General features: G+C 61.0%; 29 protein-coding genes. 13 read left to right on the top strand and 16 right to left on the bottom strand.

What is annotated here, in order from left to right:
* Nucleotides 1-58 precede the first annotated feature (58 nt).
* A complete protein-coding gene (locus tag V1475_RS05875; RefSeq protein WP_479411999.1) occupies nt 59-1,099 on the top strand; it encodes an NAD-dependent epimerase/dehydratase family protein in 1,041 nt (346 codons plus the stop codon).
* Between the two features lie 85 nt (nt 1,100-1,184).
* Here V1475_RS05875 and tuf read toward each other — a convergent pair whose 3' ends face one another.
* From tuf to V1475_RS05850, 5 genes are all read right to left on the bottom strand, one after another.
* The gene (gene tuf, locus V1475_RS05870) at nt 1,185-2,360 is read right to left on the bottom strand and encodes an elongation factor Tu (RefSeq protein ID WP_434289286.1); all 1,176 of its coding nucleotides are present in this window, start codon (nt 2,358-2,360) and stop codon (nt 1,185-1,187) included.
* A 91-nt stretch (nt 2,361-2,451) separates the two neighbouring features.
* Complete coding sequence (locus V1475_RS05865; RefSeq protein ID WP_434289310.1) at nt 2,452-3,093, bottom strand: hypothetical protein; 642 nt, start codon at nt 3,091-3,093, stop codon at nt 2,452-2,454.
* Between the two features lie 48 nt (nt 3,094-3,141).
* Entirely contained in the window at nt 3,142-4,338 is a 1,197-nt protein-coding gene (locus V1475_RS05860; protein WP_479411998.1) for a M48 family metallopeptidase, read from the bottom strand.
* The gene (locus V1475_RS05855) at nt 4,335-5,582 is read right to left on the bottom strand and encodes a DUF898 family protein (RefSeq protein ID WP_479411997.1); all 1,248 of its coding nucleotides are present in this window, start codon (nt 5,580-5,582) and stop codon (nt 4,335-4,337) included. Before V1475_RS05855 ends, V1475_RS05860 begins: the two co-directional genes overlap by 4 nt.
* Nucleotides 5,583-5,615: 33 nt before the next feature.
* Entirely contained in the window at nt 5,616-7,976 is a 2,361-nt protein-coding gene (locus tag V1475_RS05850; protein ID WP_479411996.1) for a DNA topoisomerase IV subunit A, read from the bottom strand.
* 205 nt (nt 7,977-8,181) lie between these two features.
* On the opposite strand from V1475_RS05850, the gene V1475_RS05845 reads away from it, so the two are divergent.
* The 6 genes from V1475_RS05845 (at nt 8,182) to V1475_RS05820 (ending at nt 12,326) form a co-directional block, all read left to right on the top strand.
* The gene (locus tag V1475_RS05845) at nt 8,182-8,727 is read left to right on the top strand and encodes an SH3 domain-containing protein (protein WP_479411995.1); all 546 of its coding nucleotides are present in this window, start codon (nt 8,182-8,184) and stop codon (nt 8,725-8,727) included.
* Nucleotides 8,728-8,807: 80 nt separating this feature from the next.
* Nucleotides 8,808-9,632, top strand: coding sequence for an SDR family NAD(P)-dependent oxidoreductase (locus V1475_RS05840; protein ID WP_479411994.1), 825 nt, complete (start codon nt 8,808-8,810; stop codon nt 9,630-9,632).
* A 77-nt stretch (nt 9,633-9,709) separates the two neighbouring features.
* Complete coding sequence (locus V1475_RS05835) at nt 9,710-9,913, top strand: twin transmembrane helix small protein (RefSeq protein ID WP_434289322.1); 204 nt, start codon at nt 9,710-9,712, stop codon at nt 9,911-9,913.
* Between the two features lies 1 nt (nt 9,914).
* Nucleotides 9,915-10,493, top strand: a complete 579-nt coding sequence (locus tag V1475_RS05830; RefSeq protein ID WP_479411993.1) for a cob(I)yrinic acid a,c-diamide adenosyltransferase — start codon at nt 9,915-9,917, stop codon at nt 10,491-10,493.
* Nucleotides 10,494-10,659: 166 nt separating this feature from the next.
* The gene (locus tag V1475_RS05825; protein WP_479411992.1) at nt 10,660-11,412 is read left to right on the top strand and encodes an electron transfer flavoprotein subunit beta/FixA family protein; all 753 of its coding nucleotides are present in this window, start codon (nt 10,660-10,662) and stop codon (nt 11,410-11,412) included.
* Nucleotides 11,412-12,326: an electron transfer flavoprotein subunit alpha/FixB family protein gene (locus V1475_RS05820; protein WP_479411991.1), complete on the top strand. Its 915-nt coding sequence runs from the start codon at nt 11,412-11,414 to the stop codon at nt 12,324-12,326. Before V1475_RS05825 ends, V1475_RS05820 begins: the two co-directional genes overlap by 1 nt.
* A 72-nt stretch (nt 12,327-12,398) precedes the next feature.
* Here V1475_RS05820 and V1475_RS05815 read toward each other — a convergent pair whose 3' ends face one another.
* Entirely contained in the window at nt 12,399-13,226 is an 828-nt protein-coding gene (locus tag V1475_RS05815) for a DUF6473 family protein (RefSeq protein WP_479411990.1), read from the bottom strand.
* A gap of 177 nt (nt 13,227-13,403) precedes the next feature.
* On the opposite strand from V1475_RS05815, the gene V1475_RS05810 reads away from it, so the two are divergent.
* Nucleotides 13,404-14,279, top strand: a complete 876-nt coding sequence (locus V1475_RS05810; RefSeq protein ID WP_434289331.1) for a 3-hydroxybutyryl-CoA dehydrogenase — start codon at nt 13,404-13,406, stop codon at nt 14,277-14,279.
* A 98-nt stretch (nt 14,280-14,377) separates the two neighbouring features.
* Here V1475_RS05810 and V1475_RS05805 read toward each other — a convergent pair whose 3' ends face one another.
* From V1475_RS05805 to V1475_RS05775, 7 genes are read right to left on the bottom strand one after another with little or no spacing between them, the layout of a single operon-like run.
* The gene (locus tag V1475_RS05805; RefSeq protein ID WP_434289333.1) at nt 14,378-15,268 is read right to left on the bottom strand and encodes a lysophospholipid acyltransferase family protein; all 891 of its coding nucleotides are present in this window, start codon (nt 15,266-15,268) and stop codon (nt 14,378-14,380) included.
* Nucleotide 15,269: 1 nt separating this feature from the next.
* On the bottom strand, nt 15,270-15,545 hold the full coding sequence (locus V1475_RS05800) for an HPr family phosphocarrier protein (RefSeq protein WP_434289334.1): 276 nt from the start codon (nt 15,543-15,545) through the stop codon (nt 15,270-15,272).
* Between the two features lie 40 nt (nt 15,546-15,585).
* A complete protein-coding gene (locus V1475_RS05795) occupies nt 15,586-15,978 on the bottom strand; it encodes a PTS sugar transporter subunit IIA (protein ID WP_434290938.1) in 393 nt (130 codons plus the stop codon).
* 13 nt (nt 15,979-15,991) lie between these two features.
* On the bottom strand, nt 15,992-16,873 hold the full coding sequence (gene rapZ, locus V1475_RS05790; RefSeq protein WP_479413956.1) for an RNase adapter RapZ: 882 nt from the start codon (nt 16,871-16,873) through the stop codon (nt 15,992-15,994).
* Between the two features lie 35 nt (nt 16,874-16,908).
* Nucleotides 16,909-17,343 carry an HPr kinase/phosphorylase gene (locus V1475_RS05785; protein WP_479411989.1) on the bottom strand — a complete coding sequence of 145 codons (435 nt, stop codon included), beginning with the start codon at nt 17,341-17,343 and terminating at the stop codon, nt 16,909-16,911.
* 3 nt (nt 17,344-17,346) lie between these two features.
* Nucleotides 17,347-19,077, bottom strand: coding sequence for an ATP-binding protein (locus V1475_RS05780; protein ID WP_479411988.1), 1,731 nt, complete (start codon nt 19,075-19,077; stop codon nt 17,347-17,349).
* Nucleotides 19,077-19,778 carry a response regulator transcription factor gene (locus tag V1475_RS05775; protein ID WP_434289339.1) on the bottom strand — a complete coding sequence of 234 codons (702 nt, stop codon included), beginning with the start codon at nt 19,776-19,778 and terminating at the stop codon, nt 19,077-19,079. The genes V1475_RS05780 and V1475_RS05775 overlap by 1 nt, the downstream gene beginning before the upstream one ends.
* Between V1475_RS05775 and V1475_RS05770 the strand changes: the two genes are divergently transcribed.
* From V1475_RS05770 to V1475_RS05760, 3 genes are all read left to right on the top strand, one after another.
* Complete coding sequence (locus V1475_RS05770) at nt 19,777-20,010, top strand: hypothetical protein (protein ID WP_434289341.1); 234 nt, start codon at nt 19,777-19,779, stop codon at nt 20,008-20,010. The two genes, V1475_RS05775 and V1475_RS05770, sit on opposite strands and share 2 nt — an antisense overlap.
* Before the next feature lie 147 nt (nt 20,011-20,157).
* Nucleotides 20,158-21,756, top strand: coding sequence for a phosphoenolpyruvate carboxykinase (locus V1475_RS05765; protein WP_434289343.1), 1,599 nt, complete (start codon nt 20,158-20,160; stop codon nt 21,754-21,756).
* Between the two features lie 98 nt (nt 21,757-21,854).
* On the top strand, nt 21,855-22,184 hold the full coding sequence (locus tag V1475_RS05760; RefSeq protein WP_479411987.1) for a c-type cytochrome: 330 nt from the start codon (nt 21,855-21,857) through the stop codon (nt 22,182-22,184).
* 12 nt (nt 22,185-22,196) lie between these two features.
* Here V1475_RS05760 and V1475_RS05755 read toward each other — a convergent pair whose 3' ends face one another.
* Nucleotides 22,197-22,967 (bottom strand): sulfite exporter TauE/SafE family protein, encoded by a 771-nt coding sequence (locus V1475_RS05755; protein ID WP_479411986.1) that lies wholly within the window; start codon nt 22,965-22,967, stop codon nt 22,197-22,199.
* Nucleotides 22,968-23,173: 206 nt separating this feature from the next.
* Here V1475_RS05755 and V1475_RS05750 point away from each other — a divergent pair, with 206 nt between their 5' ends.
* Nucleotides 23,174-24,847: an acyl-CoA dehydrogenase family protein gene (locus tag V1475_RS05750; RefSeq protein ID WP_479411985.1), complete on the top strand. Its 1,674-nt coding sequence runs from the start codon at nt 23,174-23,176 to the stop codon at nt 24,845-24,847.
* Between the two features lie 17 nt (nt 24,848-24,864).
* On the opposite strand, the gene recO is transcribed toward V1475_RS05750, so the two are convergent.
* Nucleotides 24,865-25,608 (bottom strand): DNA repair protein RecO, encoded by a 744-nt coding sequence (recO, locus tag V1475_RS05745; RefSeq protein ID WP_479411984.1) that lies wholly within the window; start codon nt 25,606-25,608, stop codon nt 24,865-24,867.
* Nucleotides 25,609-25,671: 63 nt separating this feature from the next.
* Nucleotides 25,672-26,001, bottom strand: a complete 330-nt coding sequence (locus V1475_RS05740; protein WP_479411983.1) for a DUF1491 family protein — start codon at nt 25,999-26,001, stop codon at nt 25,672-25,674.
* Nucleotides 26,002-26,101: 100 nt separating this feature from the next.
* Here V1475_RS05740 and V1475_RS05735 point away from each other — a divergent pair, with 100 nt between their 5' ends.
* Nucleotides 26,102-26,308, top strand: coding sequence for a hypothetical protein (locus tag V1475_RS05735; protein WP_479411982.1), 207 nt, complete (start codon nt 26,102-26,104; stop codon nt 26,306-26,308).
* The last annotated feature ends 8 nt before the right edge of the window (nt 26,309-26,316 follow it).

Raw genomic sequence — 26,316 nt, 5'->3', positions numbered from 1 at the left:
TTTACGATATGAACGAATATCGTTCATATCGTTCAATTGCAATCATGCGAGACCCAAAATGACCGATACCGTCCTTCTTACCGGCGTCACCGGCTTTCTCGGAGGCCACCTTGCGCTCGACCTTCTCAATTCCGGCTACCATGTTCGCGGAAGTCTCCGCAATCCCGCCCGCGCAGATGCAACACGCGCAGCCCTTGCCCGCGCCGGCGCCGACATCTCCCGCCTCAACTTCGTAAAACTCGACCTGCTCGACGACACCGGCTGGTCAGACGCGGCAAAAGGAGCGCGCTTCATGATCCACGCCGCCTCGCCCTTCGTGACCACCATGCCGAAAGACCCGCAGGCCTTGATTCGCCCTGCCGTTTCCGGAACGGAACGCGCGCTGCACGCCGCGCTCGGTGCAGGTGTCGAGCGGGTTGTCCTTACCTCCTCGATCATAACGATGAACTACGGGCTCACCGGCGACCGGCCCAAATTCATTACCGAAAGCCAGTGGTCAAACCCGGACGGAGGGCGACTGACTGCATACGGCCAGTCGAAATACTATGCTGAGCGCCGCGCATGGGAGATTGCGAAAGCGGAAAATCTCCCGCTTGCGACCGTGCAGCCCGGCTTCATCACCGGACCGCTCATCGACGATGACGCGGGCGTGTCCGGAGCGGTGCTGTTGCGCATGCTGAAAGGCGGATTCCCGATGTCGCCCGATCTGCATCTGAACATTGCCGACGCACGCGATCTGGCGCGCATTCATGTGGCGGCAATGACTTCGCCCGCGGCCGTGGGCAAACGTCATCCCGCGGGTTTCGACCCGATGTCGATCCGCGAGATCGCCGAAACCGTGGCCAAAGCCTATCCGGGGCTCCGCTCCAAACTGCCGCTGCGCAGCGCACCCGATTGGCTGGTGCGGATCATGGGGATGTTCGACGGCGACGTCCGGGCGAACCTCAACGAGTTGGGCTATCGGCCGACCTTCGACACGACCCGCGCAGAGGCGCTGATGGGGCGCAAGGCGATCTCCTCGGCACAGTCCATCCTCGACATGACGGCGTCGATCATCGAACGCGGGATGGTTCAGGCTCGTGAAAAAGCCGCCGCTTGAGTGCCGCAGGTCGCCATCATCGCGCCGAAACGAAAAGGGCCCCACTTTCGTGGAGCCCTTTCTATTTCTTAATCAGCGAAGCTGATTAAGCAAGGATTTTGGACACAACGCCCGAACCCACGGTGCGGCCGCCTTCGCGGATGGCGAAGCGAAGACCTTCTTCCATCGCGATCGGAGCGATCAGCTCAACCGTGAATTTCAGGTTGTCGCCCGGCATCACCATCTCGGTGCCTTCCGGCAGAACAACGGTCCCGGTCACGTCCGTCGTACGGAAGTAGAACTGCGGACGGTAGTTCGCGAAGAACGGGGTGTGACGGCCACCTTCTTCCTTGGTCAGAATGTAGACCTCGGATTCGAATTTGGTGTGCGGGTTCACGGAGCCCGGTTTACACAGAACCTGACCACGCTCAACGCCTTCACGGTCCACACCGCGCAGCAGAGCGCCGATGTTGTCGCCGGCTTCACCGCGGTCGAGCAGTTTGCGGAACATTTCAACACCGGTACAGGTGGTTTTCTTGGTGTCGCGGATGCCGACGATTTCGATCTCGTCGCCCACGTTGATCACACCGCGCTCCACACGGCCGGTCACAACCGTACCACGACCGGAGATCGAGAACACGTCTTCGATCGGCATCAGGAACGGCTGGTCGACAGCACGCGCCGGGGTCGGGATGTACTCGTCGACAGCGGCCATCAGTTCCTTGATCTTCTCTTCGCCAATCTCCGGGTCACGGCCTTCGAGAGCGGCCAGAGCGGACCCTGCGATGATCGGAATATCGTCGCCCGGGAAGTCGTAGGCGGACAGAAGTTCGCGCACTTCCATTTCGACGAGCTCGAGGAGCTCTTCGTCGTCGACCTGGTCGACTTTGTTCAGGAACACAACGAGAGCCGGCACGCCAACCTGACGGGCGAGCAGGATGTGCTCACGGGTCTGCGGCATCGGGCCGTCAGCCGCGTTCACCACGAGGATACCGCCGTCCATCTGGGCCGCACCGGTGATCATGTTTTTCACATAGTCGGCGTGGCCGGGGCAGTCGACGTGCGCGTAGTGACGGTTCGGGGTCTCGTATTCCACGTGAGCCGTGGAGATCGTGATCCCGCGAGCTTTTTCTTCCGGCGCACCGTCGATTTCGTCATAGGCTTTGAAGTCACCGAAGTATTTGGTGATCGCTGCCGTCAGAGTGGTCTTGCCGTGGTCAACGTGGCCGATCGTGCCGATGTTGACGTGCGGTTTGTTACGCTCAAACTTACCTTTAGCCATATCGAGGCGCCTCTTGGTTTGAAGGGCCGGAAATCTGGCCCGAAATTAACATCGCGGGCTAGGTAGTGGCTTCGGACAGGAAAATCAAGCGTCAGTTGCCATTTGCGGCCTCTGTTGCCGCTTCGGGGGCAAGAACTTCAAGCGCGGCCTTGGCCTCATCCGCCTCCGAGCTCTCAGGGGCGATGGGCTCAACCCCGAACCATTGGCCGTTTTCCTGCAACCAGCGCTCGACTTTCAGCGCCGCGTTGCGGCTCAGAATCTCGAGTTGCTCCTCTTTCGTGCGCGTGATGCCCGACCCAACCAGCGTCGCCCCGGAGGCGCCTTCGAACACGGTCAGAAGCTTGGGTTTCTCCGTCAGCTTCACCCCTTTCGAATCGTCCCAAATATTGACGGACAGCACGAGCACGGATTTCGGCGTGAACAAGACCGGGATACCGGGAGCGGCGAGACCATAGGCGTCCACCTTGATGCCGATGTGATAGAGCTTGTCGCCGTCATACCGGCCGAAACGGGCCTGCATCGCGGATTTCAATTCGGTTTCGATCTCGTCTTCACTGGCCGTGCGCGAAAACGGCGCCTTCGTCGCATCCTTGGCGATCACCACGTTATGTCCAAACGCAAAGTCCCCGAGGTTCACCAGGGGTGTCTCTTCCGTCACCTCCTTGGCATCGCTGCAAGCGGTCAGGGCAAGAAGCGTGAGGCCGAGAAATACGCGACGGGCAATGTGAAACACGGGACAGATCCTCCTGATGGTCGGGGGGAATTGGTAACGGCAAAGAGCTCAGGGCGCAACGCTGTTGCTTTTGCGCTTTTTCTCGCCCTTATCATCGCCGCAGATCGCCTGCAAATCGCGCCAGACGCGCGGCGAAAGCAACGGCGTTTCCTCGCCTTCGAACCCAGCCGCTGCGGCTTCGGCCCGCGTCACCCGGTCGCCGAGTTTCGGGTGGGAGGCGAGATGGGCGGCGAGTCCTTCGCTGTCGCCGTATTTCGCCTTCAGCCGTTCGAACAGCGGCGCAAGCGCACCCGGCGACACCCCGGCCTTGGGCAAAAGCGCATGGGCATAGGCGTCGGCGGCGCTTTCCGCGCCTTGGGAATATTGCGCATTCACAAGCTGATTGACGCCCAGAAGCACCACCGTGCCCCCCGCGAAATCGCCGAACACCAGAGACAGCACGCCGAATGTCCCGACCGAACGCAGCGCGTGGCGGGTCGGGTCACGATACGCGACATGGCCCATCTCATGCGCGATCACGGCGGCGACCTCTTCGGGGGTGTCCGCCGCCTCGATCAACCCGCGCATGACGACGATCCGCCCCCCGGGCAGGGCGAAAGCGTTGATCATGTCGTGATCGAGCACAGTGAACTGCACCGCCTCCCGGTCGAGATCGGAAACCCCGAGCAGCTTGGTCTCCATCTCCTTGAGCGCCAGAACACCACCTGCCCCAGTGCATTCGTTCAGCGGAAAAACCGTGCCGAAACTGTCGCGTACCTGCTGATAGGTCTTGTCGCCCAGCGCGCGCTCGCCCTCGACCGGCAAACCGGCGGCCAGTCGATCGGCAATGAGCGGAATGAGCGCGAAGACGATGAAGGCGACGGAGGCCATCGCGCCGAGGATCAGCCCGATGAGCCGCCCCCTCCCCGTCACCGGGGTCTTGCGTTTGAGATTTGGTGCCTCCGCCTCGAGCGCCGCCCGCAGATGCCCGTCCCGGACATAGAGCCGCGCGGTCGGGGTCATCACATTGCTGTACACGCCCAAAGGCGCCTTGCCCCAAGTCAGATCGCCCTGCCCCTCGACATGGCGCAGATGCGACAACGGCCAGTTCCAGCGCAGCTCTATGCCCGCCTCATCCGTGTAGGACAAATCGAGCGCGCCATCGCGCAGCAGTGCATAGACCACATGACGCGCCGCCGTCTTACCGTCGACCAACTCGCAGCGCACCCCGTCCGGGATCGGTGCCCAAGGCCCCGCCGCACTCATATCGCAGCTCCCAGATCGAAGGCTTCGGCAATGCCCTCTGCCTGCCCCGCCTCGTCGCGGTCGCGCTGACGGATTTGGGCAAGGTGTTCGCCCCCGGTGAGCGACAGGGTGCTGGCGTAATGGCGCCATGTGGGGAAGACGACGAAACATTGACGGAAGACGGAAAAGAACAGGAAGGTCACCATATAGAGAAACAGCGCGAAAAAGACGGTGATTTCGGCAGAGGGCATGCCCTCCTCACCGATGGAGGTGCCCTCAGACACCGCGCCCGAGGCGAAGATGCCGAAATCCGACAGGCCCGGATAGAGCGCAACGAGAATGAGCGAGGCCAGCGCCCCCACGACAAAAGTGGCCGCCGCCGTCGCGAGGTTGGTGAGAAGATAGCCGCCAAGGTTGATGCCAAGGACGCGGGAAAAGGACAGGTTTGAGATCAGGCCGATGCCCCCCGCCGACTTATGATTGGCGAGATAGCGCAAGGCGACGACCCGGTAGCGGGTATAAAAAAACGTCCCCCCGAGCATACCGAAGAAGATGAACAGCGGCAGCAAGGCAATCACCATGTTCTCGGGATCCGCCCCCTCGGAAAACCACCATGAGACGAGCCCGCCTGCGATGGCCGCCCCCCAGACACTCAGCAAAACCGGCAGGAAGGCCCCAAGAAGCCCGGTCCATTTACCGCCCTGATGGAGACGCTGATCGCCGAAAAACGTGCGGTCCGTGCGGAATTTTTCCAGTTTGAACGTCATGCGCGGCCACAGCAGGCCTAGGGTCACCAGCGCGAGCAAAACATGCCCCATGGCCACGAGCGCATATTTCCCCGCCGCTGGTTCGAGCGCAAAGCGAATGCCGCGCCAGCGGGTCCGGGCATAGACATAGCGTTTGGCCCGATAGGACGCGAAGTAGAACAATGGCAGAGCCAGCAGACCCGCCGCCAGGTAGGCCTCGATCTCTTCATTGAAGAGCACATAGGAGGCATAGACCAGCAGGAGCGCCAGGACCCCGATCAGGAGCGCGAGAAAGACAAGCGCGATCAGAAACCCGGTGAATTTCTCAATGCCCTTGCCGACATATTCCAAAGGCGTCCCGTCCGGGCGCACCGCGGCCCAGAAATGCCGTCTGAGCCGCGTTTTCATCCAGAAACGGTAAAAGCCCAGCGTGAGCACTGTGAGGATCGCGGTCCAGAGCGAGAGCCTTAAAACCGGCCCCACGCGTCCCTCGAATTCCGTGCTCAACAACTGCGCCATTTAAATCACCTGTCTGAAATCACCGCCGAGATTTCAGCTAAACTTGTTGTCCCTCGGGAAGCCATGCGGCGGCGCTTTGCCAACGCCGGCACGTTTGCCGAGCCACTGGGTCATGTCTTTCTCGCTGCGAGTGTTGCCACCGCCCATGGTCCAGCTCAGCCCCTGCTCCCAATCGAAGGTCGTCAGATCGCTCAGCCCGCCATCGAGTTCCAGCATGCCCTGCGCGCCACGCGCCTGATTGTATTTCTGGAGCCGCACGCCCTTGCCGCGCCCAAGCTCGGGCACCTCATCGAGCGGGAAGACAAGGAAGCGACGGTTCTGCGAACAGACGGCAACGTGATCGCCCTTGATCCGGTGCACGATCACGGCTTTTTCGTCATCCTTGACGTTCAAAACCTGTTTGCCGGTGCGGGTCTGGGCCACCACGTCTTTTTCGGCGATCTGGAAGCCGTTGCCTGCGTTGGACGCGACCAGCAATTTGCCTTCCGGATCGTGTTTGAAGATGTCGACGATCTCCACCTCGTTGGGCAGGTCGATCATCAGCCGCACAGGCTCGCCCATGCCGCGCCCGCCGGGCAGGTTGGCGGCCGAAAGCGTATAGAATCGCCCGTTCGAGCCCATCAGGATCAGCTTGTCCGTGGTTTCCGCATGGAAGAGGAAACGCGGCCCGTCGCCGTCTTTGAATTTCAGCTCGCGGGTCAGGTCGATGTGCCCCGACATGGCCCTGATCCAACCCATTTGCGACAGAACAACAGTGACCGGCTCGCGCTCGATCATCGCCTCCAAGGGCACGTCCTCGATTTCGGCGGCTTCAGCGAATTGCGTCAGACGCGCGCCGCGCGGGCCGTAATCCTTGCCGAATTTCTTCTTGGTCTCTTTCAGCTCGTCGGAAATGCGCACCCATTGCAGATCTTCGGAGCCCAAGAGTTCCACAAGCCCGGCCTTCTCTTCCAAAAGCGCATCGCGTTCGCGGATCAGCTCGATCTCTTCGAGGCGCCGCAAGGACCGCAGGCGCATGTTGAGGATCGCCTCGGCCTGCACCTCGGTCAGCTCGCCCTGGCCCTCGGGCGCGGGCAGCGGGCTGACGTAATCTTTTTCCGTCATCGCACGCGGCACGTCGCGGCCCCAAACCTCCGCCATCAGGGCAGTTTTCGGGTCATCGTCATAACGGATGATGTCGATCACGCGATCCAGATTGAGGAAGGCAATGATGAAGCCTTCGAGCACTTCCAAACGGTGGTCGATTTTCTCCAGACGGTGCTGCGAGCGGCGTTGCAACACGACACGACGGTGATCGAGCCAGGCGCGCAGCACCTCTTTGAGCGAGCACACCTTCGGCGTCCGCCCGTCGATCAGCACGTTCATGTTGAGCGAGAACCGCGTCTCCAGATCCGAGTTGCGGAACAGCGTGTTCATCAGCACATCCGGATCGACGTTTTTCGATTTCGGCTCAAGGACCACACGAATGTCCTCGGCGCTCTCGTCGCGCACATCGGCGAGAATCGGCACTTTCTTGGTCTGGATCAGCTCGGCGAGTTTTTCGATCAGCTTCGATTTCTGAACCTGATAGGGAATTTCGGTCACGACGATCTGCCAGACGCCGCGTCCCAGATCCTCGACCTCCCATTTCGCCCGCAGACGGAACGATCCACGCCCCGTGGCATAGGTTCTCGCCATGCTCTCGCGCGGCTCGACGATGATGCCGCCCGTCGGAAAATCCGGGCCTTTGACGTAATTGAGCAGGGTCTCGTCACGCACATCCGGCGTCTTGATCATATGCAGCGAGGCGTCGATCAGCTCGCCGATGTTATGCGGAGGGATGTTCGTCGCCATACCGACCGCGATGCCCGACGACCCGTTCGCCAAAAGGTTCGGGAAGGCGGCGGGCAGCACCTCCGGCTCGCGCAGCGTGCCGTCGTAGTTGTCGCGGTAATCGACCGCGTCCTCGTTCAAGCCTTCGAGCAGCGCCTCGGCGGCAATGGTCATCCGCGCCTCGGTGTATCGGGACGCCGCCGGGTTGTCGCCGTCGATGTTGCCGAAGTTCCCCTGACCGTCGACCAGCGGATACCGGACGTTGAAATCCTGCGCCAGACGCGCCATCGCATCGTAAATCGCGGCATCGCCATGCGGGTGATAGTTGCCCATCACGTCGCCGGAGATTTTCGCCGATTTGCGGAAGCCGCCGCTCGCCGACAGACGCAATTCACGCATCGCGTAGAGGATGCGCCGGTGCACGGGTTTCAGACCGTCACGCGCGTCGGGCAGCGCCCGGTGCATAATCGTCGAGAGCGCATATTGCAGATAGCGCTCGCCGATCGCACGGCGCAAAGGTTCGAAGGTCTCGCCCTGCGGCGCGTCTTCGTGGTCGGGGTCTTGGGTCAAATCACTGCTCATGGGAACGATGAATAGCCGCCCGCCCCGGACCGGGCAAGCGCATCTGATCCCCGGCTCGCCACCACACCCATGTTAGGTGGAAGAAAGCGGAACTTTTCCCCATTCCGTGCGTTGAGAGATCAGGTAACGTTAGGACAACAAGCTGGGGGGCTTGAACATGCTGCGTTTGACTTTGATCACATTGTGCGGTCTTTGGACTGCTTTCATGGTGTTCGGCCGGGATTTTTCCGCAAAGGAACAGGCCGAATTCGAGGCAAATCAGGTCGAGAAAATGCCGCTCATGGTGCAGATCTCCGACACATTCACCGAGGCGTTCGGAGGCTCTTCCGCACGTCAGGGCGATTACGTCCCGACGCTGGCCGAACTCAAGGCCGCCACGCCAGAGCCGAATGTCGCCCAGCCGCTGGTCCATCAGGCCAGCCTGACAGCGGAGGATAACGCCGGTCTGACGGCACAACCCGCCGCCTACACCCCGCAAATAGCGACGACCACAGTCACCGACCCGGAAAAGATGGCCGCCGTTCTCAGTGCCTCAGCCGAACCTGAGATGCTCCTCAAACAGGTCACCGCCAGCCGCGTCAACGTCCGCTCCGGCCCCTCGACCATGAATGAGGTTCTGGGTCAGATGGTGCGTGCGGACATCGTGCGCGTGATTTCTCCGGTCGAAAACGGTTGGGTCAAAATCTCCGTCGAGGGCGACGGGGTCGAAGGGTACATGTCCGCGAAATTCCTCACCGAGATCTCGCAATAAACTCATATCAGGCGAAAGACATTCCCTCGATGTCTTTCATAAGTTAAGCCTTTCCCGGACCTTCCGGGAAAGGCTTTTTCATGCGCACCATTCTGATCACCGGCTGCTCCAGCGGCATCGGCTATCATGCCGCTCATCATCTGAAATCGCTGGGCTGGCGGGTCTTCGCGACCTGCCGATCCGAAGAGGATGTGACACGCCTGAGCGCCAAAGGGCTTGAGTCTCTCCGCCTCGACTACGAAGATCCCGCCTCCATCGAAGCCGCATGGACGGAGGTCATGGCGCGCACCGACGGGACGCTCGATGCGCTGTTCAACAACGGCGCCTATGCGATCCCCGCGCTGATCGAGGACCTGCCCGTCGCCGCCCTTCGTCAGCATTTCGAAGCCAACCTCTTCGGCTGGCACGATCTGACGCAACGCGCCGTGCGCGTGATGCGCGAACAAGGGCACGGGCGGATCGTGCAATGTTCCTCCGTGCTGGGCTTCATGACCACGAAATTCCGCGGCTCCTATTCGGCAACGAAACATGCGCTCGAGGCCCTGACCACGGCCCTGCGCCTCGAAATGCTTGGCACGGGGGTGCATGTCTCACTCATTCAGCCCGGCCCGATCCGCACCGATTTCCGGCTCAATTCGCGCAAACAATTCGACCGCTGGATCGACTGGCAAAACAGCCCGCAATCCGACCGCTACACCAAGCTCACCCAAAGGCTTCATGCCGACACGACCAAACCGGATGCCTTTGAACTTGGCCCCGAAGCGGTCACCGAGAAGCTCCTGCGCGCCCTTGAGGATCGCAATCCGAAGGCCCGCTACCCGGTGACGAAAGTCACCGTGTTTACCGCCCTCGCCCTGCGCTTTCTGCCCGCACGGCTCAGCGAATGGATGATGGCGAAAGGCTAGGTTCAGCCGCGCAAACGCGCTATGTCTGATGAGATACCCAAGACTTCGGCACGGAACTCAGCGAGGAGGAGCCGCTCATGTCCGACACATTTCTCACCGTCATCATCGCGGCCTGTCTCGTCGTCGTGCTGATTCTCGCCCTTGGCATCGCCCAGTTCGGACGCGGCGGGGTCGAGGGGGCGAAACGCTCCAACAAACTCATGCAGGCCCGCATCCTCGCGCAATTGGGCGCGGTGATCCTTGTGGTGATCTACGTGGCCCTGCGCAAATCTGGAAACTGACATGGTTGTTCTGAACAAGATCTACACCCGCACCGGCGACAAGGGCGACACGTCCTTGGGCGATATGTCCCGCGCGCCGAAACACGCAACCCGCGTGTCCTCTTACGGCACAGTGGACGAAACCAATTCTATCCTCGGCCTTGCCAGACTTCATGCCGAAGGCGAAACCGACGCGGCCCTGTCCCGCATTCAAAACGACCTGTTCGATCTCGGCGCCGATCTGGCACGGCCCAACATGGGCGCCGATTCCGAAGCGGGCTACCCGGTCCTGCGCATCATCGACGCGCAGGTCGAGCGACTGGAAACCGAGATCGACGCCATGACCGCCGTGCTCGAACCGCTCCGGAGCTTTATCCTTCCGGCGGGCACGCCCCTGTCTGCCCATCTTCATCACGCCCGCACCGTGGCGCGCCGCGCCGAACGGATCGCAACCGAACTGGCCTCTGAGGAAAACGGCGATGTGAACCCGGCGGCGATCAAGTATCTGAACCGCCTGTCCGACTGGCTGTTTTGCGCCGCGCGGATGGCGAATGACGATGGCCGGACGGATGTTCTCTGGGTTCCGGGGGCCAACCGCTAAGCCATTCTGCGAATATGACGCTGCGACACAAAATGTCCCGAACGTGACGTTCAGGATGCGTCTTTTTGCCGTTAGGGGCTATTTTCTGCATCAGCAAACGGCTAACAACAACGCCGGAGAGCTTTTGAGCATCCCCGAAAACGGGGGACTATAGGGAGTTTACGCAATGAAGGTGCTTGTGCCTGTCAAACGCGTGATCGACTACAACGTGAAGGTCAAAGTGAAGACCGATGGCACGGGTGTCGATCTTGCAAACGTGAAAATGTCGATGAACCCGTTCGACGAGATTGCTGTGGAAGAGGCCATTCGCCTCAAGGAATCGGGAGTGGCCACCGAGGTGGTGGTGGTCTCCATCGGCGAGAAAAAAGCCACGGATACGATCCGCAACGCGCTCGCCATGGGCGCGGATCGCGGCATTCTCGTGACCGAGGATCAGGGCGTCGATATCGAGCCGCTCGCAGTGGCGAAAATCCTCGCCAAGATCGTCGCGGAAGAGGCCCCCGAACTGGTGATCCTCGGCAAACAGGCGATCGACAACGATATGAACGCGACGGGCCAGATGCTTGCGGCCCTGCTGGGCTGGGGCCAGGCGACCTTTGCCTCCGAAGTGCTGATCGCGGATGGCAAGGCGGTTGTGACCCGCGAGGTGGATGGCGGTCTTCAGACCATTTCCGTCGCCCTTCCGGCCATCGTCACCACCGACCTGCGCCTCAACGAGCCGCGCTATGCGTCGTTGCCGAACATCATGAAGGCGAAGAAAAAGCCGCTCGACGAGAAAACCGCCGCCGATTACGGCGTCGATACCACCCCGCGCCTGACGGTTGTCAAAACCGAAGAGCCCGCTGCACGGGAAGCCGGGATCAAGGTTGGCTCCGTCGATGAGCTGATTGCGAAACTCAAAGAGGGAGGTCTCGTCTGATGGCTGTTCTCTGTCTTGCAGAAGTGGCGGGCGGCACGGTTGCGCTCGACGCCACCGCGAAAGCCGTGTCCGCTTCGGCGAAACTTGGCGATGTGACGCTTCTGGTCTGTGGCGCGCCGGGCGACGCGGCCGCGAAAATCGACGGCGTGACCAAGGTGCTGGTCGCCGACGATGCGGCCTATGCCCATGGTCTGGCCGAAAACCTCGCCGATCTGATCGTCTCGCTGGCGGGCGGCTATTCCCACATCACCGCACCGGCAACCACCACCGGCAAAAACGTGCTGCCGCGTGTGGCCGCGCTTCTCGACGTGATGGTCCTGTCCGACGTGATCGAGGTTGTGGACGCCGATACGTTCAAACGCCCGGTCTACGCCGGCAACGCGATTCAGACGGTGAAATCCGGCGATGCGGTGAAAGTCATTTCCTTCCGCACCTCGACCTTCGAGGCGGCTGGGGTCGGTGGCTCCGCCGCGATCGAAACGGCTGCCAGCGCGGGCGACAAAGGCCTGTCGGCCTTCGTCGAGGACAAGGTGGCCGAAAGCGACCGCCCGGAACTGACCTCCGCCAAGATCGTCGTCTCCGGCGGGCGCGGTGTCGGCTCGGAAGAGGACTTCGCCATCATCGAAAAGCTCGCCGACAAGCTCGGTGCCGCCGTCGGTGCGTCTCGCGCGGCGGTCGACTCGGGGTTCGCCCCGAACGACTGGCAGGTCGGTCAGACGGGCAAGGTCGTGGCCCCCGAGCTTTACATCGCCTGCGGCATCTCCGGTGCGATCCAGCACCTTGCGGGGATGAAGGACTCGAAGGTCATCGTTGCGATCAACAAGGACGAAGAAGCCCCGATCTTCCAGGTCGCCGACTTCGGCCTCGTCGCCGATCTGTTCCAGGCCGTGCCGGAACTGACCGAGAAACTCTGAGCGACTGAGACAAATCAAGACAAAAAGCCCGCCAAAACGGCGGGCTTTTTGCTCTCCGGCTCACCCCGTGTTTCACACATAGGGGGCAAGCGCATCCTGAAGCGCCGTTGCGGCCTTGGAATGAACGACGGGGCCGAGCATCTCCCGCGCCGCCGGGGCATCCAGATCGGAATAGACCATGAGATCATAGCCCTGCGCGATCTCCTCGGGCGTGGCGACCACCTCCACCACGTCTTTGACCAAGGGACGAATCTCCTCGATCATCTCGCGATTGACGAACAGCGGATCGGCTCCGATTGCATCGCAGGCCGTCTGATCATCCAGAGAATGGTCGGAAATCCAGAGCAGCATCAGCTCACCGTGAAGTTTCATAGCCATGGTGCGCATCCGGGCCACCCAAGCGTCGCGAAGCTCCTGACGCACCATGAAGAATTTCTCCTCCGACGCGTGAGCGAGCGTCTGAAGCAGGTGCCGCGTGAAGTTGAAATCGGTGAAATCGACCTCACGATAGATCGTTCGAAGCAAAGTCGAGGCGCGCAGGAAGCGATCGTTGCGACGCTGATGCACGGCATAAAAACGGTTCGACATGTTCTGTGCGCCGGAAATTTGCAGCACCGTCATTTTTGATTTCTTGCAGATCTCGAGCACGGTTTCGTCGCTCAGGAACACATCGACACCGGCATTCACACAGCCGAGGTTCACGGTCTCGATGCCCGCACCCGCCTCGACCAGATCGGTGAAGGGCACATCGACATATTTGCCATAGGTCTCGGTGCCGCCAAGGAAGGCGACATAGGGCTCATCGAGGTCTTTTTGCGGCCCCCGGAAGAGAAGTTTCGATTTGCCATAGCGGCACGGATTATAATTGAGGGCGCCTTCGCCCATGTTTTGGTAAGCCATGTGTCCACCCACTGGTTCGTATTTTCACCCAAGGCCCAGATTCGCAGAGACAGGTTGCGAAATCGCTAAACCGACAATTCGTCGTGAATTTTACAGGTCAGCCTCGCTGTCTTACCCCTTGAACCGGGCCTTGCAGCGCGCGTAAACTCTGGCCAAGTCATTCCAAGGAGAAGCGTCATGGGCATCAGGAAAGTGGGCGTCGTCGGCGCCGGTCAGATGGGTAACGGCATCGCCCATGTCTTCGCGCTCGGAGGCTATGAGGTGCTCCTCAACGACATCTCTCAGGACGCTCTGGACAAGGCCGTCGTGACCGTCACACGCAACCTCGACCGGCAGGTGTCCCGCGAAAAAATCACGCAAGATGAACGGGATGCCGCACTTGCTCGGATCAGCACGACGCTCAAACTCGAAGACCTCGGGCAAACCGATCTGGTGATCGAAGCGGCGACCGAACGCGAGGACGTCAAGAACGCGATTTTCGAACGCCTGCTGCCGCATCTGAAACCCGAGACGATCCTGACTTCGAACACCTCGTCGATCTCGATCACCCGGCTTGCGTCGCGCACCGACCGGCCGGAAAAATTCATGGGGTTCCACTTCATGAATCCGGTGCCGGTGATGAAACTCGTCGAGCTTATTCGCGGCATCGCCACCGATGAAGCAACCTACAAGACGCTTTTGGGTGTGGTCGAATCGCTCGGGAAAACCGCCGCTTCCGCCGAAGATTTCCCGGCCTTCATCGTCAATCGCATCCTGATGCCGATGATCAACGAAGCGGTCTATACGCTTTACGAAGGGGTCGGATCGGTCAAATCCATCGACGAGTCGATGAAGCTTGGCGCGAACCATCCGATGGGGCCGCTGGAGCTTGCCGATTTCATCGGGCTCGACACCTGTCTGGCGATCATGAACGTGCTGCACGACGGGTTGGCCGATACGAAATACCGGCCCTGCCCGCTTTTGACGAAATATGTCGAGGCCGGGTGGCTCGGGCGGAAAACCCAGCGGGGCTTCTACGATTACCGGGGCGAAACGCCGGTACCGACGCGCTAAGGTCGACGCAAAACAAAGGGGCCTCAAGGGCCCCTTTTGACTGTCGGATTTGCGTCGGACTTCTGTCGGACTTTTGTCGGGCAGAAATCCGCCCCGCCTCAGTCCGTCCGTCCACCCAAAGCCAGCGTGTGCGAGCGCATCCAGTCCATGAACTCGCGGGTCTTCGATTGCCACGGTTCGAGATCGACAGGTGTCAGCGGATCGCCGATGACCGGCGACTGCGGCTTGTCGAGCGCATGAGCGATCTCATGCAGCAAAAGCCCCTGACGGAAACTCGCGGCGATCTTGTCGGCGATCTGATAGAGCCGCGTGTTGCGTCCCGGGAAATAGATCGGCAACACGGTCGCGCCGGATTTCAACACCATCTTGGCGGTGAACGGGTTCCACGGTTTTTCCTTCACCGGCCCCCACCAGGTCTCGGACGAGGCCACGGCGCCAGCGGGGAAGAGAATGATCACCCCCCCGGCTTTCAAAGTCTCCATCGCCTCGTTGCGCATCTTGATCGACTCGCGGTGACTGTCGGGCTCGTGCGGAAACGGCACGGGCAACATGAACGGGTCGATCTCCTGAATGCCGGTCAGAAGCGAGCGGGTCAGGATCTTGTAATCGGTGCGCACCTGGCCGATCAGCTCGGCCATCACCAGACCGTCGACCAGACCGTGCGGGTGGTTGGCCACCACCACGAGCGGGCCGGTGGCGGGGATCTTGGCAATCTGTTCGGCGGGGGTCTTCACCTCGATCCCCATGACCTTCAGCGCTTGGGAAAAGAACGGCTGGCCCATCGGCGTACCCATCCGTTCGAACCGGCGAATGCGGCGCAGCAGCGGCAGTTTGCCGGTCACCCATTCGATGGTGCGGATCACCGCAACCTTGGACGGATCGGAAAACGTCCCGGCGTAGGACAGCTTGCGCCCGTCATAGCGCACGAAATCCGGGTCACCTGGTTTCGGGGCGTGGATCTCCGTCCCTTGGTCTTCGGGGTGAGACACTTTACATATCCTCGCCAAATCTGTCCTTGATCAGGGCCTCGATCGCATCGGCCAGAGCCGCCGCATCGGCACCCGTCGTGGTGACGTCAATAGTCGTTCCCTTCGAGGCTGCCAACATCAAAAGCCCCATGATGCTGTCGCCGCCGGTGCTCAGCCCGTCTTTCGAGACATGGGCCTCGGCGTCGAACTCCTCGACGGTTTCCACGAATTTCGCCGACGCCCGGGCATGCAGCCCCTTCACGTTCACGATCTCATGTGTGCGTGTCACAGACGCCATGTGCCCTCCTCAAGACGTTTCGGCTCAGCGGCCCTCTATATCAGCGGCCCTGCACATCGAAACTGTCGATGTATTTACGGCCTGCATCCAATGCACTGCCGACCGCTTCCGCAACCGATTTGTGGCGCGATTTGGCGAGCTTGATCAGCATCGGCAGGTTCGCGCCGTAAATGATTTTTCTGTCATCGTGATGACAGGCCATCAGCGAGAGGTTCGACGGGCTGCCGCCGAACATATCGGTGACGACGACCACACCGTCGCCGGTGTCGACCTCGTCGGCCGCTTCGCAAATCTCGCGCTGTTTCATGGAGCGGTCGTGATCGGGTTCGATGGAAATCGCCTCGATCCCCGTCTGTTTGCCCACGACATGTTCCACGGCGGCCAGATATTCCCTGGCCAGCCCTCCATGCGCGACGATGACGATTCCGATCACGCCCATACCCCGATCAGTTGCCGCCCTGGCGGCGTTCAAGTTCCCTGTGCCTTATTGACACCGGCCAATTATGTTCCGCAAGGGCTTTGGAGAGAATTTCGGCCAGCGTGACCGATCTGTGTTGCCCTCCGGTACAGCCAAACGCGATGGAGAGGTGTTTCTTGCCCTCTTCCTTGTAGGCCGGCAGCAGAAGCAGCGTCAGCTCCAGCACCTTATCGAAAAACGCCGCAAAACGCGGGTCGTTTTGGACATAGTCCTGCACCCGCGCATCCGTGCCGTTCAACCCGCGCAGGGCCGCGTCCCAATAGGGATTCGCCAGAAACCGCACATCGAACACCATATCGACGCCGCGCGGCATGCCCCGTTTGTAAGAAAAGCTGTGAACGGAGACGGCCATTTCCGCCTCCCGCCCCTCGGCGAACCAACGTTCGATCTCGTCGCGCAGCTGATGCGGTGTCATCTCCGAGGTGTCGATCAGAATGTCCGCTCGCGTCCGGATCGCCACCAGCAGATCGACCTCACGCGCCACGCCGTCCGCGACGGTTTCGGCGGGGGCCAAAGGGTGACGACGGCGGGTTTCGGAATAGCGGCGGATCAGCACCTCGGGCGCGCAATCGAGATAGAGCACCTCGGCCTCGCAGCCCGGATCGCGGCTCAGATCGTCGATCACCTCGATCAGCCCGTTGACGGAGAAATCGCGGTTGCGCACATCGAGACCCAGCGCCAGCGGACGGCTCAGCCCCTCGCCTTCCAAAAGACGCGGCAGGATCGACATCGGCAGGTTGTCGATCACCTCGTAACCGAGATCCTCCAGCGCGTTGATCGCCGTGGAACGTCCGGCACCCGACGGGCCGGTGATCAGCACCACGCGTTGCGGTGTCTTGGTCTGGGTGATCTGGGTCTGGGCGATCTGGACACCCTCGGGAGTGCTCACGCGCACCGGCCTCCTTTGAGCCATTGGATCAGGGCGGGGGCGAAACCGGGGCCCTCGACCTTGAAAAACACGGGAATCGAGACATCAATCAGAGCCGTTTCCCGCGCCGGAGGCAAGCGGTTGGGTTCAGTTTGAGACAGATCGACCACTGCCCTGATGCGCGCATGTGACAGCGCGGGGGCGGAGAGAAGCCCGACCCCGCAGGCCTCGATCATGCCGGAGATCGTTTCCGGCGCCTTGGCAATCAGGGTGTCGCCTGCGCGCGTCAGTTCGGTGCGATCATCCGCGACCAGATGCGCGCCGAACCCCATGAGGGTGAGCGCCAGCGTGGACTTGCCGCAGCCGGAGGGGCCGGTGATCAGGAGTGCTGCGTTTTCATCCAGCGCAACACAGGAGGCATGCAGATTGAGCGGCGCGCCCTCGCTCTCCATCGCTCAGACCGGCAGACCGACGACGAAACGCGCCCCAAGCGGATCGGAGGTGATGTCGGCATCGGTCGGGCGGATGTTCTCGGCCCAGATCACGCCACCATGCGCCTCGACGATCTGTTTCGAGATCGCAAGACCGAGACCCGAGTTGTTGCCGAACTGACCTTCGGGACGCTCCGAATAGAAGCGTTTGAAAATCTTGGTCAGCGCCTCTTCGGGGATGCCCGGACCGGTATCTTCGACGACGATCAGTACCCGGTGATCGCGTTTGCGGACCCAGACCCGGATCGCATCGCCATCCTCGCAGAACGAGACCGCATTGGTGATCAGGTTGACGAAGACCTGCGCCAGACGCGCCTCAAGGCCGGAAATCACGATCGGCTTGTCGGGCATGTCGGAGATGAACTCGACACCCTTCTCCTGCGCCTCCTGCGACAGGTAGTCGATCAGGTTGCTCAGCATCTGGATCAGGTTGAACTCCTCTTCCTCCTCCTTCACCAACTCGCTGTCGAGCCGTGAGGCGTTGGAGATGTCGGAGACCAGACGGTCGAGGCGGCGCACATCGTGTTCGATCACATCGAGCAGTTTCGCGCGGTGTTCCTCTTTCTTGATCATCCTGAGCGAGCCAACTGCGGAGCGCAGAGAGGCCAGCGGGTTCTTGATCTCATGGGCCACATCGGCGGCGAATTGTTCGTTGGCGTCGATCCGATCATAGAGCGCGGACACCATGCCCCGGAGCGCCGAGGACAGGCGTCCGATCTCGTCGGGACGGCCCGACAGGTCGGGAATGCGCACGCGACCCGGCGCCACCTTGCGGCTGTTCTTGTCGCGCCCGATCTCGGCGGCGGCGGCGAGATCCGCGAGCGGGTTGGCGATGGTCGAGGCCAGAACGAGACTCAGACCGATGGAAACCAGAATGGCAATGACGAAGACCTGAAGAATCTGCTCGCGCTCGACCCGGACCAGTTCATCGATTTCGCCCTCGCCGGAGGTGAGCACGATCGCCCCGATGGTCTGTTTGCCCGCCTCCGCCTCGACGGTGACCGGCGCGGCGACGGTGAAGACCGTGAAGCCCTGGGCACTGACGCTGGTGTTGACGTGAATTTCATTGTTGAGCGCCTGACCGGCAAGACCCGCGATATGTTCCTTGGCGTCGGAAATCTGTGTGCCCTGCGCACCTTTGCTGAGCGTCACCGCCGACCAGATGCCATTGAGGAAATCGGAAATCACGGTGGAGCGGTCATTGCGCTCGATCCCCGCCACCTGTGCCATTTCGACACGCGCCATGCCCTCGGTCGAGGCGATCAGGCGACCCGTCGTATCGTAGACGAAGACATGTTCGCGCAGCGGCAGTTCCAGCACTTGCAGCACGGAGGCGATGTCCTCTGCCCTGCCATCCGCGGTGAGCGCGCCGTCCTTGCCCGCCGTCAGCTCCAGCATATCGGCCACCAGCGCCGCCTCGGTGACCATCGCCATTTCGCGCTGCACCACGAGGCTGTCGCGGAACGGGTTGAGATAGAGGATGCCAGCGACCATCAGGATGATCGCGACAAGGTTGAAGGTGATGATCTTCTGCGCCAGAGGCGAACGGTTCACGGCGATGAAACGGCGACGCTCCCGCTTCGCGCGCAAATCCGCATCGAGTGTGCGCGGCGCAACCCAGTCGTCGCCGAGCACCACATCCGTGTCCTCGGTGCCACGCTTAGCGGCGCGATCCGTGCCGGAAGAAAACGACATTATTCCTCGTTATACCTGTAGCCGATGCCGTAAAGCGTTTCGATGGCGGAGAAGTCGGGATCGGCGGAGCGCATTTTCTTGCGCAGACGCTTGATGTGGCTGTCGATGGTCCGGTCGTCGACATAGACCTGATCGTCATAGGCGACATCCATCAGCTGATCGCGGGATTTCACGAAGCCCGGACGCTGCGCAAGGGCCTGAAGCAACAGGAATTCGGTGACGGTCAGGGTCACATCGTTGCCTTTCCAGGTCACCGCGTGACGCAGCGGGTCCATTTCCAGCTCGCCGCGCACCATGACCTTGGTGTCTTCGGTCTCGACCACGTCGATGCCTGCGATCGCCTCCTGACGACGCAGAAGCGCGCGGATGCGTTCGACCAGAAGACGCTGGGAAAACGGTTTCTTGACGTAGTCGTCGGCGCCCATGCGCAGCCCCAGAACCTCGTCGATCTCATCGTCTTTCGAGGTCAGGAAAATCACCGGCATGTTGGTTTTCTGACGCACACGCTGCAACAGGTCCATGCCGTCCATACGCGGCATCTTGATGTCGAAGACGGCCATATCCGGCAGGCGTTTGTTGAATGCGTCGAGGGCCGACTGCCCGTCATTGTAGGTTTCAACCTCGAAGCCCTCGGCTTCCAGGGTCATGGACACGGAGGTCAGGATATTCCGGTCGTCATCAACCAAGGCGATACGAGACATGGTCGGTTCCCTTCAACTGCTCAACTGGTTCATTTTTTGTGCCATACTCCGCGTTTCCCGAGGTCAAATCAAGCGAAACCGCGAATCAGTTGCGGCACTGAAAGCCATGGAAAGACAAAAAAGACAAGGAATGACTAATATGTCTCATCCGGCCATTCCGGCTGCATGGATTTTATGCCCGCAAAAGAAGGGGTTTGATCTGTTTGCGCTACCTCGGTCATGGTTGCGCTAACCTTGACCTGTGTCCTGTTTACGACAGCGACAAGCGTGATATAGCACAACCGTCGGGCGCATGGCCGCCCCGGGCGCGAATGGCCCTTTCGCGCCATCAAATGTTATCCACAGACGCCGTCAAGGACACGGCGAGGGAGCTTTGCATATGACGACCGGACGCGTGAACCCGGCTTTCACTCTTGAGGACCAAGGCATTACCGGGCTTGGCACTGTCTATTACAACCTGCTTGAGCCCGCGCTGATCCAGGAAGCGATCAAACGTGGCGAAGGCGAGCTTGGCCAAGGGGGTTCTTTCCTCGTGAGCACCGGCGAGCACACCGGGCGCTCTCCGAAAGACAAATTCGTTGTGCGCACTCCGGACGTGGAAGACACGATCTGGTGGGAAAACAACAAGCCGATGGACCCGGCGAAATTCGACGTGCTCTACGCCGATATGCTTGAGCACATGAAGGGCCGCGAGTTCTTCGTCGAGGATCTGTATGGCGGCGCCGACCCGGAAAATCGTCTCGATGTCCGCATGATCACCGAGCTCGCGTGGCACGGTCTGTTCTGCCGCACCATGCTGCGCCGTCCGGAGCTCAAGGAGCTCGATGATTTCACCGCCGATTTCACCGTCATCAACGTGCCGTCCTTCAAGGCCGACCCGGAACGTCACGGCTGCCGGTCGGAGACCGTCGTCGCGCTGAACTTCGAGAAAAAGCTGATCCTGATCGGCAACACCGAATATGCGGGCGAGAACAAGAAGGGCGTGTTCACGCTTCTCAACTACATCCTGCCGGGCAAAGGCATCATGGCGATGCACTGCTCCGCCAACCACGCGCCGAACAACCCGGTCGACACCGCGATCTTCTTCGGTCTGTCCGGCACCGGCAAGACGACGCTCTCCGCCGACCCGTCCCGCGTCCTGATCGGCGACGACGAGCACGGCTGGTCCGACAAGGGCACGTTCAACTTCGAAGGCGGCTGCTACGCGAAGACGATCAACCTCTCGGCGGAAGCCGAGCCGGAGATCTACGCCACGACCTTCAAATTCGGCACCGTGATCGAGAACATGGTCTACGACGAGCACACCAAAGTGCTCGACTTCAAGGACAGCTCGCTGACCGAGAACATGCGCTGTGCCTACCCGCTGGAGTATATCTCCAACGCGTCCGACACCGCGATGGGCGGCCATCCGAAGAACATCATTCTTCTGACCTGCGACGCCTTTGGCGTTCTGCCCCCGATCGCACGTCTGACCCCGGCGCAGGCGATGTATCACTTCCTCTCCGGCTTCACCTCGAAGACCCCGGGCACGGAAGTGGGCGTCGTGGAACCGATCCCGACCTTCTCCACCTGCTTCGGCGCACCGTTCATGCCGCGTCGCCCGGAAGCCTACGGCAACCTGCTGCGCGAAAAGATCGCGAAGCACGGTGCGACCTGCTGGCTGGTGAACACCGGCTGGACCGGCGGGGCCTTCGGCTCCGGCTCGCGGATGCCGATCAAGGCAACCCGCAACCTGCTGCACGCCGCCCTCGACGGTTCGCTGCATGACGTCGAATTCCGCACCGACCCGAACTTCGGCTTCGAAGTGCCGGTCTCCGTGCCGGATGTGGCCGACGTCCTGCTCGACCCGCGCAAGACCTGGAGCGTGAACGAGGAATACGATGCGCAGGCCGAGAAGCTCGTGAAAATGTTCAAAGAGAACTTCGAGCAGTACCTGCCCTATATCGACGACGACGTGAAAGCCGCCGCGATCAAGTAAGTCTCTACGAGACTGCGACATTCAGCGCCCCGGTTTCGGCCGGGGCGTTTTCTTTTGTCCGTCACAAGGATGTCACCGCGATCTGGCAGACAGGCGGCATGAAATACCTGCTCGCCTTATGTCTTTTCGCCCTGCCCGGCTTTGCCGAGGAGACCGGCCTCACGGACCCCGCGCTGATCGCGACGGGGCAGCAGGCCTTTCTCGACTATTGCTCCGCCTGTCATGGCGAAGAGGCGCTCGGAGAGAACGGGCCGGACATCCAGGGGGCGATCCTGAAGGACGTGACGATGGCGGTAAAGGGCATCGACCAGATGCCGGAGATCTGGCTGGAAGACGGCGAGCCGGAGGCGATTGCCGCCTTTCTCATGTCGCTGAATCCTAAGGTGGCCGAGATCAAGTTACGGCTTGAGGCAGCAAAACGGAATTAAACCGCCACGTCTTTAAAACAGCCCGCGCCGGATCAGGTTCGCCCCCGCGATCAACAGGACGAACAGCGTGGCGCGTTTGAATTTCTTCTGATCCAGCCGATCCTGCACCCATTGCCCCACGGCCATTCCCAGAACCGCAGGCAGCAGCAGCATGGCGGAAAGCGGAATGGTCTGGGCGTTCAGCACGCCGGAGCGCAAATGCGCCAGAAGAAGCGTGATCGCGCCCGCGCCAAAAATCACCCCGGTGATCTTGATCTGGAGCTTTTTCGGCGTGTCCACGGCGGTGAGATAGGCGACGGTCAGCGGCCCCCAGACCCCGGCAATGCCACCGATCACACCGGAAATCGCACCCAGACCCAAATCGTAGAAACTGCGATGATGCTCGGGAATGGTCAGCGCCCGCCCGATCAACAGGTAGCTCGCCAACAGGACGACGATCACCCCAAGCGACAGGAAGACCACGGATTGCGGCAGGATCACGACGAGCTGCGCCGAGAGCATGATCATCACCAGCAGAGCGGCGATGTAGAGCTTGTAGCGGATCGCCGCCTCCACCGCTTCCCCGACACCGCCGCGCAACGCCTGCCAGACATTGGAGACGACGGTCGGGAAGATCAGCCCCGCCAGCGCCAGTTCGGGCGACAGAAAGGAGCCAAGCCCAGAGAGAATGATCATCGGCATGGCAAAGCCCGTCGCCCCTTTGACGAACCCCGCCAAGAGCGCGATGACGAGGGCCGCGAGAACCTGCGGGAAGGTGAGGAGGGTGAGAAGGCTGTCGATCATGGCCCCTGATAGGGCCGGAGGACGGTCGCTGTACAGGGCCAAGGCGGCATGTCGATGCAGCCAGCGATACGGTTTTATTGGTCCAGCGAGGCCCTGAATTCCATTGCGACATATTCCGTCAAAATAAAACCTTAAGAGAAAATATTATTGCGCTGCGACTGCGAAGTGATTAGACAGACACAAGACCCCGAGGAGGAGAGATTCCCATGGCCCTTGATCAACAGGAGTTGACCATGTCGAACCCGATTTTGCCCAACCTTCCGACCCTGACCGCGGCCTCCGTCGGCCCGGCTGAGGCGCTTCTGGACCGTGCGCGCGCCGCTTTGCGCACGGAGTTTCTCGACGGCGACCGGATTTCCGGGCGCAAGCTTGAGGCCAATCAGACGGCGGCGCACGGGCTTGCCTGGCTTGCGACCTATGTCGAGAGCCTGCGACAGATGCAGAAATGGGCCGAGCGCCTGTCTGAGGAGGGCAAGTTCGGCGAGATGGAGCAACTGATCCATCAGATCGCTTTCGGGGAATATTTGAGCCAGATTTACGGCGGCATCCCGATGAATCAGGGCGAGATTTGCCGCCCCGCCGATCTTGGCCTTGGCATCGTTCAGCCGAGCCATAACGAGGTCGTCAAGCTGATGCTCGGCGGCAATTCCATCGCCGCGCGCAGCCGTCTTGTCGAGCTGATGCGGGACAATGCGGGCCACGCGACCTTTGGCGCTTCGGGGCTCGACGACGATCTGGAAATGATCCGCGATCAGTTCCGCCGGTTTGCCGATGAGAAGGTCGTGCCTTTTGCCCATGAATGGCACCTCAAGGACGAGTTCATCCCGATGGAGATCATCGAGGAACTGGCGGAGCTGGGCGTTTTTGGCCTCACGATCCCGGAGGAATACGGCGGATTCGGTTTCCCGAAAGCGGCGATGGTCGTGGTGTCTGAGGAGCTGTCGCGCGGCTATATCGGCGTCGGTTCTCTGGGCACGCGGTCCGAGATCGCGGCGGAGCTGATCCTTGGCGGCGGCACGGAAGAGCAGAAACAGCAATGGCTGCCGAAGCTCTCCTCCGCCGAGATCCTGCCGACCGCCGTGTTCACCGAACCGAACACCGGATCGGACCTCGGCTCCCTGCGCACCCGTGCGGTGAAAGAGGGTGAGACCTATACGATCACCGGCAACAAAACCTGGATCACCCACGCCGCGCGCACCCATGTGATGACGCTTCTGGCCCGCACCGATCCGAACACCTCGGATTACAAAGGCCTGTCGATGTTCCTCGCCGAAAAAACGCCCGGCGATGACGAGAACCCCTTCCCCACCCCCGGCATGACCGGCGGTGAGATCGAGGTCTTGGGCTATCGCGGGATGAAAGAATACGAGCTGGGCTTTGACGGGTTCAAGGTGAAGGCCGAAAACCTTCTGGGCGGCGAAGAGGGCAAGGGCTTCAAACAGCTCATGGAGACCTTCGAGAGCGCCCGTATCCAGACCGCCGCGCGGGCCATCGGTGTGGCGCAGAACGCGCTTGAGGTGGGCATGCAATATGCCGAGGATCGCAAGCAGTTCGGCAAATCGCTGATCGAGTTCCCGCGCGTGTCGGGCAAGCTCGCGATGATGGCGGTCGAGATCATGGTGGCGCGTCAGCTCACCTATTATTCGGCTTGGGAGAAAGATCACGGGCACCGGTGCGACCTTGAGGCCGGGATGGCGAAGCTTTTGGGCGCGCGGGTCGCTTGGGCGGCTGCGGACAATGCGCTGCAAATCCATGGCGGCAACGGGTTTGCACTGGAGTATCAGATTTCCCGCATCCTCTGCGATGCGCGGATTTTGAACATCTTCGAAGGCGCGGGTGAGATTCAGGCGCAAGTGATTGCGCGGCGTTTGCTGGGCTGAACCTGACAGAAAGACACTTAGAAAGGCGGTGCCTCCTGCGCCGCCTTTTTTGCGAGCCGATCAAGGAACCGGTTACGCGCGGCAGGCAGGGCCTTGTCGGACAGCTCGGCGGCGATCTTGGCAAGGAAATGACCGGTGGTCAGCAACCCCTGCCCAATCTCTGTGAAATCCAAAGAGGACTGGCCGAGAAGGCACTGAGGCAGGGGCAAAAGCCGATCCGCCCAGTCACCCGCGCCCTGCCGCGAAACGGCACGACCCGTCTTGGGCGAAACGTAAATCAGATCGTCGGGCGAACCGGTGACCGCACAGGACGAGAGATCGAGACCGAAGCCCAGCTCCTCCAGCAAAGACACCTCCCAATGAAGATAGGCCAGGGGCCACATCGGATCGGTGCCGATCCGGTCGAACAACGCGAGACTGTCGACATAGAGATAGCCATGGGGCTCACGTTCGGGCAGGAGAAAAGACAGCATCGCCGCCGTCGCCGACATGCCCGCAAGCGCCAGAGGATCGCCCAGCACATGCGCGCGGCTTTTCACCGGTTCGAAGGTAAAGATCCCGAGATGATCCTCGATCCGGGCTTTCCACGTCACGGCGACCTGCCCGCCCGGTTGCAGATGCGGCGTCATCTTGCGCGAAATGCCGCCCCGCACCACGCCCGCATGACGCCCGTGATCGGGGGTGAAGACCTCGACAATCACCGAGGTCTCGCCATGTTTGCGGACGGCCAAAACCACCCCTTCATCGCGCCACTCGATCATGCGTCTTCCGGCTTTTCGTTGGCAAAAATACTCATAAAACCCTGACCTGCGAAAGGCGCGGGGTCAATCACTGAGGCCCGGCTCATCCAGAAGCGTGCGGCCCAAACGGTCCTCCACCTCGATGATCCAGAGATCGGGATCGAAAGACCGTTGCTTGGCAAGCGACGCATCCACAGCGCGTTCTTCGCCCTCGGTCAGCAACACCCATTCGCGGCGATCTTCCATCAGGTTGAATTCCCGCTGAAAGACCTTGGCCTGCCCGTCGAGCGTGTTGAGCTTGACCATCACGGCCCCCGCCGTGGCGTCGCCCTTTTTCACAACGAAGGCCGGAATATCCGCAAGCCGCAAGCGCGTCAGATAGGCAGAGACCCAAATTTCAGCCGTCAGTCGCACTTTCTGTCCTTACCTAAGGTAAATACGTTGATTTCGCAGGCGGAGCCGTTTTTCGTGGAACCATCGAACCGCACTCGAAACCCGTTTCAAGGACCTATTCATGGCTGAACCGAAATACAAACCGAACCCGATCCTCATCGTCCTCATGCTCCTCGGCGCCGCCTTGGTCGTGGCGCCGACGCTCATGGGCCTGCCGCCGGGTCCGGCGATGATGCTCACCTTCGTCGGCTTCGCGCTTTTGCTGGTGAATTTCATCGCAAACATGGTTGCTCTGGCGAAATTCAAGAAAGCGCAAAAGGGGGATTAAACGGCTCC

It is taken from the genome of Celeribacter sp. SCSIO 80838 (assembly GCF_056498065.1).
The sequence above is the reverse complement of the archived record's forward strand: the minus strand, read 5'-3'. Positions and strand labels throughout refer to the sequence as shown.

What these genes read in the sequence shown, in the direction of transcription:
- V1475_RS05875 (WP_479411999.1), top strand. Translation starts at nt 59, where the DNA reads ATGACCGATACCGTCCTTCTTACCGGCGTCACCGGCTTTCTCGGAGGC.
- tuf (WP_434289286.1), bottom strand. Translation starts at nt 2,360, where the DNA reads ATGGCTAAAGGTAAGTTTGAGCGTAACAAACCGCACGTCAACATCGGC.
- V1475_RS05860 (WP_479411998.1), bottom strand. Translation starts at nt 4,338, where the DNA reads ATGAGTGCGGCGGGGCCTTGGGCACCGATCCCGGACGGGGTGCGCTGC.
- V1475_RS05855 (WP_479411997.1), bottom strand. Translation starts at nt 5,582, where the DNA reads ATGGCGCAGTTGTTGAGCACGGAATTCGAGGGACGCGTGGGGCCGGTT.
- V1475_RS05850 (WP_479411996.1), bottom strand. Translation starts at nt 7,976, where the DNA reads ATGAGCAGTGATTTGACCCAAGACCCCGACCACGAAGACGCGCCGCAG.
- V1475_RS05845 (WP_479411995.1), top strand. Translation starts at nt 8,182, where the DNA reads ATGGTGTTCGGCCGGGATTTTTCCGCAAAGGAACAGGCCGAATTCGAG.
- V1475_RS05840 (WP_479411994.1), top strand. Translation starts at nt 8,808, where the DNA reads ATGCGCACCATTCTGATCACCGGCTGCTCCAGCGGCATCGGCTATCAT.
- V1475_RS05835 (WP_434289322.1), top strand. Translation starts at nt 9,710, where the DNA reads ATGTCCGACACATTTCTCACCGTCATCATCGCGGCCTGTCTCGTCGTC.
- V1475_RS05830 (WP_479411993.1), top strand. Translation starts at nt 9,915, where the DNA reads ATGGTTGTTCTGAACAAGATCTACACCCGCACCGGCGACAAGGGCGAC.
- V1475_RS05825 (WP_479411992.1), top strand. Translation starts at nt 10,660, where the DNA reads ATGAAGGTGCTTGTGCCTGTCAAACGCGTGATCGACTACAACGTGAAG.
- V1475_RS05820 (WP_479411991.1), top strand. Translation starts at nt 11,412, where the DNA reads ATGGCTGTTCTCTGTCTTGCAGAAGTGGCGGGCGGCACGGTTGCGCTC.
- V1475_RS05815 (WP_479411990.1), bottom strand. Translation starts at nt 13,226, where the DNA reads ATGGCTTACCAAAACATGGGCGAAGGCGCCCTCAATTATAATCCGTGC.
- V1475_RS05810 (WP_434289331.1), top strand. Translation starts at nt 13,404, where the DNA reads ATGGGCATCAGGAAAGTGGGCGTCGTCGGCGCCGGTCAGATGGGTAAC.
- V1475_RS05800 (WP_434289334.1), bottom strand. Translation starts at nt 15,545, where the DNA reads ATGGCGTCTGTGACACGCACACATGAGATCGTGAACGTGAAGGGGCTG.
- V1475_RS05785 (WP_479411989.1), bottom strand. Translation starts at nt 17,343, where the DNA reads ATGGAGAGCGAGGGCGCGCCGCTCAATCTGCATGCCTCCTGTGTTGCG.
- V1475_RS05780 (WP_479411988.1), bottom strand. Translation starts at nt 19,077, where the DNA reads ATGTCGTTTTCTTCCGGCACGGATCGCGCCGCTAAGCGTGGCACCGAG.
- V1475_RS05770 (WP_434289341.1), top strand. Translation starts at nt 19,777, where the DNA reads ATGGTCGGTTCCCTTCAACTGCTCAACTGGTTCATTTTTTGTGCCATA.
- V1475_RS05775 (WP_434289339.1), bottom strand. Translation starts at nt 19,778, where the DNA reads ATGTCTCGTATCGCCTTGGTTGATGACGACCGGAATATCCTGACCTCC.
- V1475_RS05765 (WP_434289343.1), top strand. Translation starts at nt 20,158, where the DNA reads ATGACGACCGGACGCGTGAACCCGGCTTTCACTCTTGAGGACCAAGGC.
- V1475_RS05760 (WP_479411987.1), top strand. Translation starts at nt 21,855, where the DNA reads ATGAAATACCTGCTCGCCTTATGTCTTTTCGCCCTGCCCGGCTTTGCC.
- V1475_RS05755 (WP_479411986.1), bottom strand. Translation starts at nt 22,967, where the DNA reads ATGATCGACAGCCTTCTCACCCTCCTCACCTTCCCGCAGGTTCTCGCG.
- V1475_RS05750 (WP_479411985.1), top strand. Translation starts at nt 23,174, where the DNA reads ATGGCCCTTGATCAACAGGAGTTGACCATGTCGAACCCGATTTTGCCC.
- recO (WP_479411984.1), bottom strand. Translation starts at nt 25,608, where the DNA reads ATGATCGAGTGGCGCGATGAAGGGGTGGTTTTGGCCGTCCGCAAACAT.
- V1475_RS05735 (WP_479411982.1), top strand. Translation starts at nt 26,102, where the DNA reads ATGGCTGAACCGAAATACAAACCGAACCCGATCCTCATCGTCCTCATG.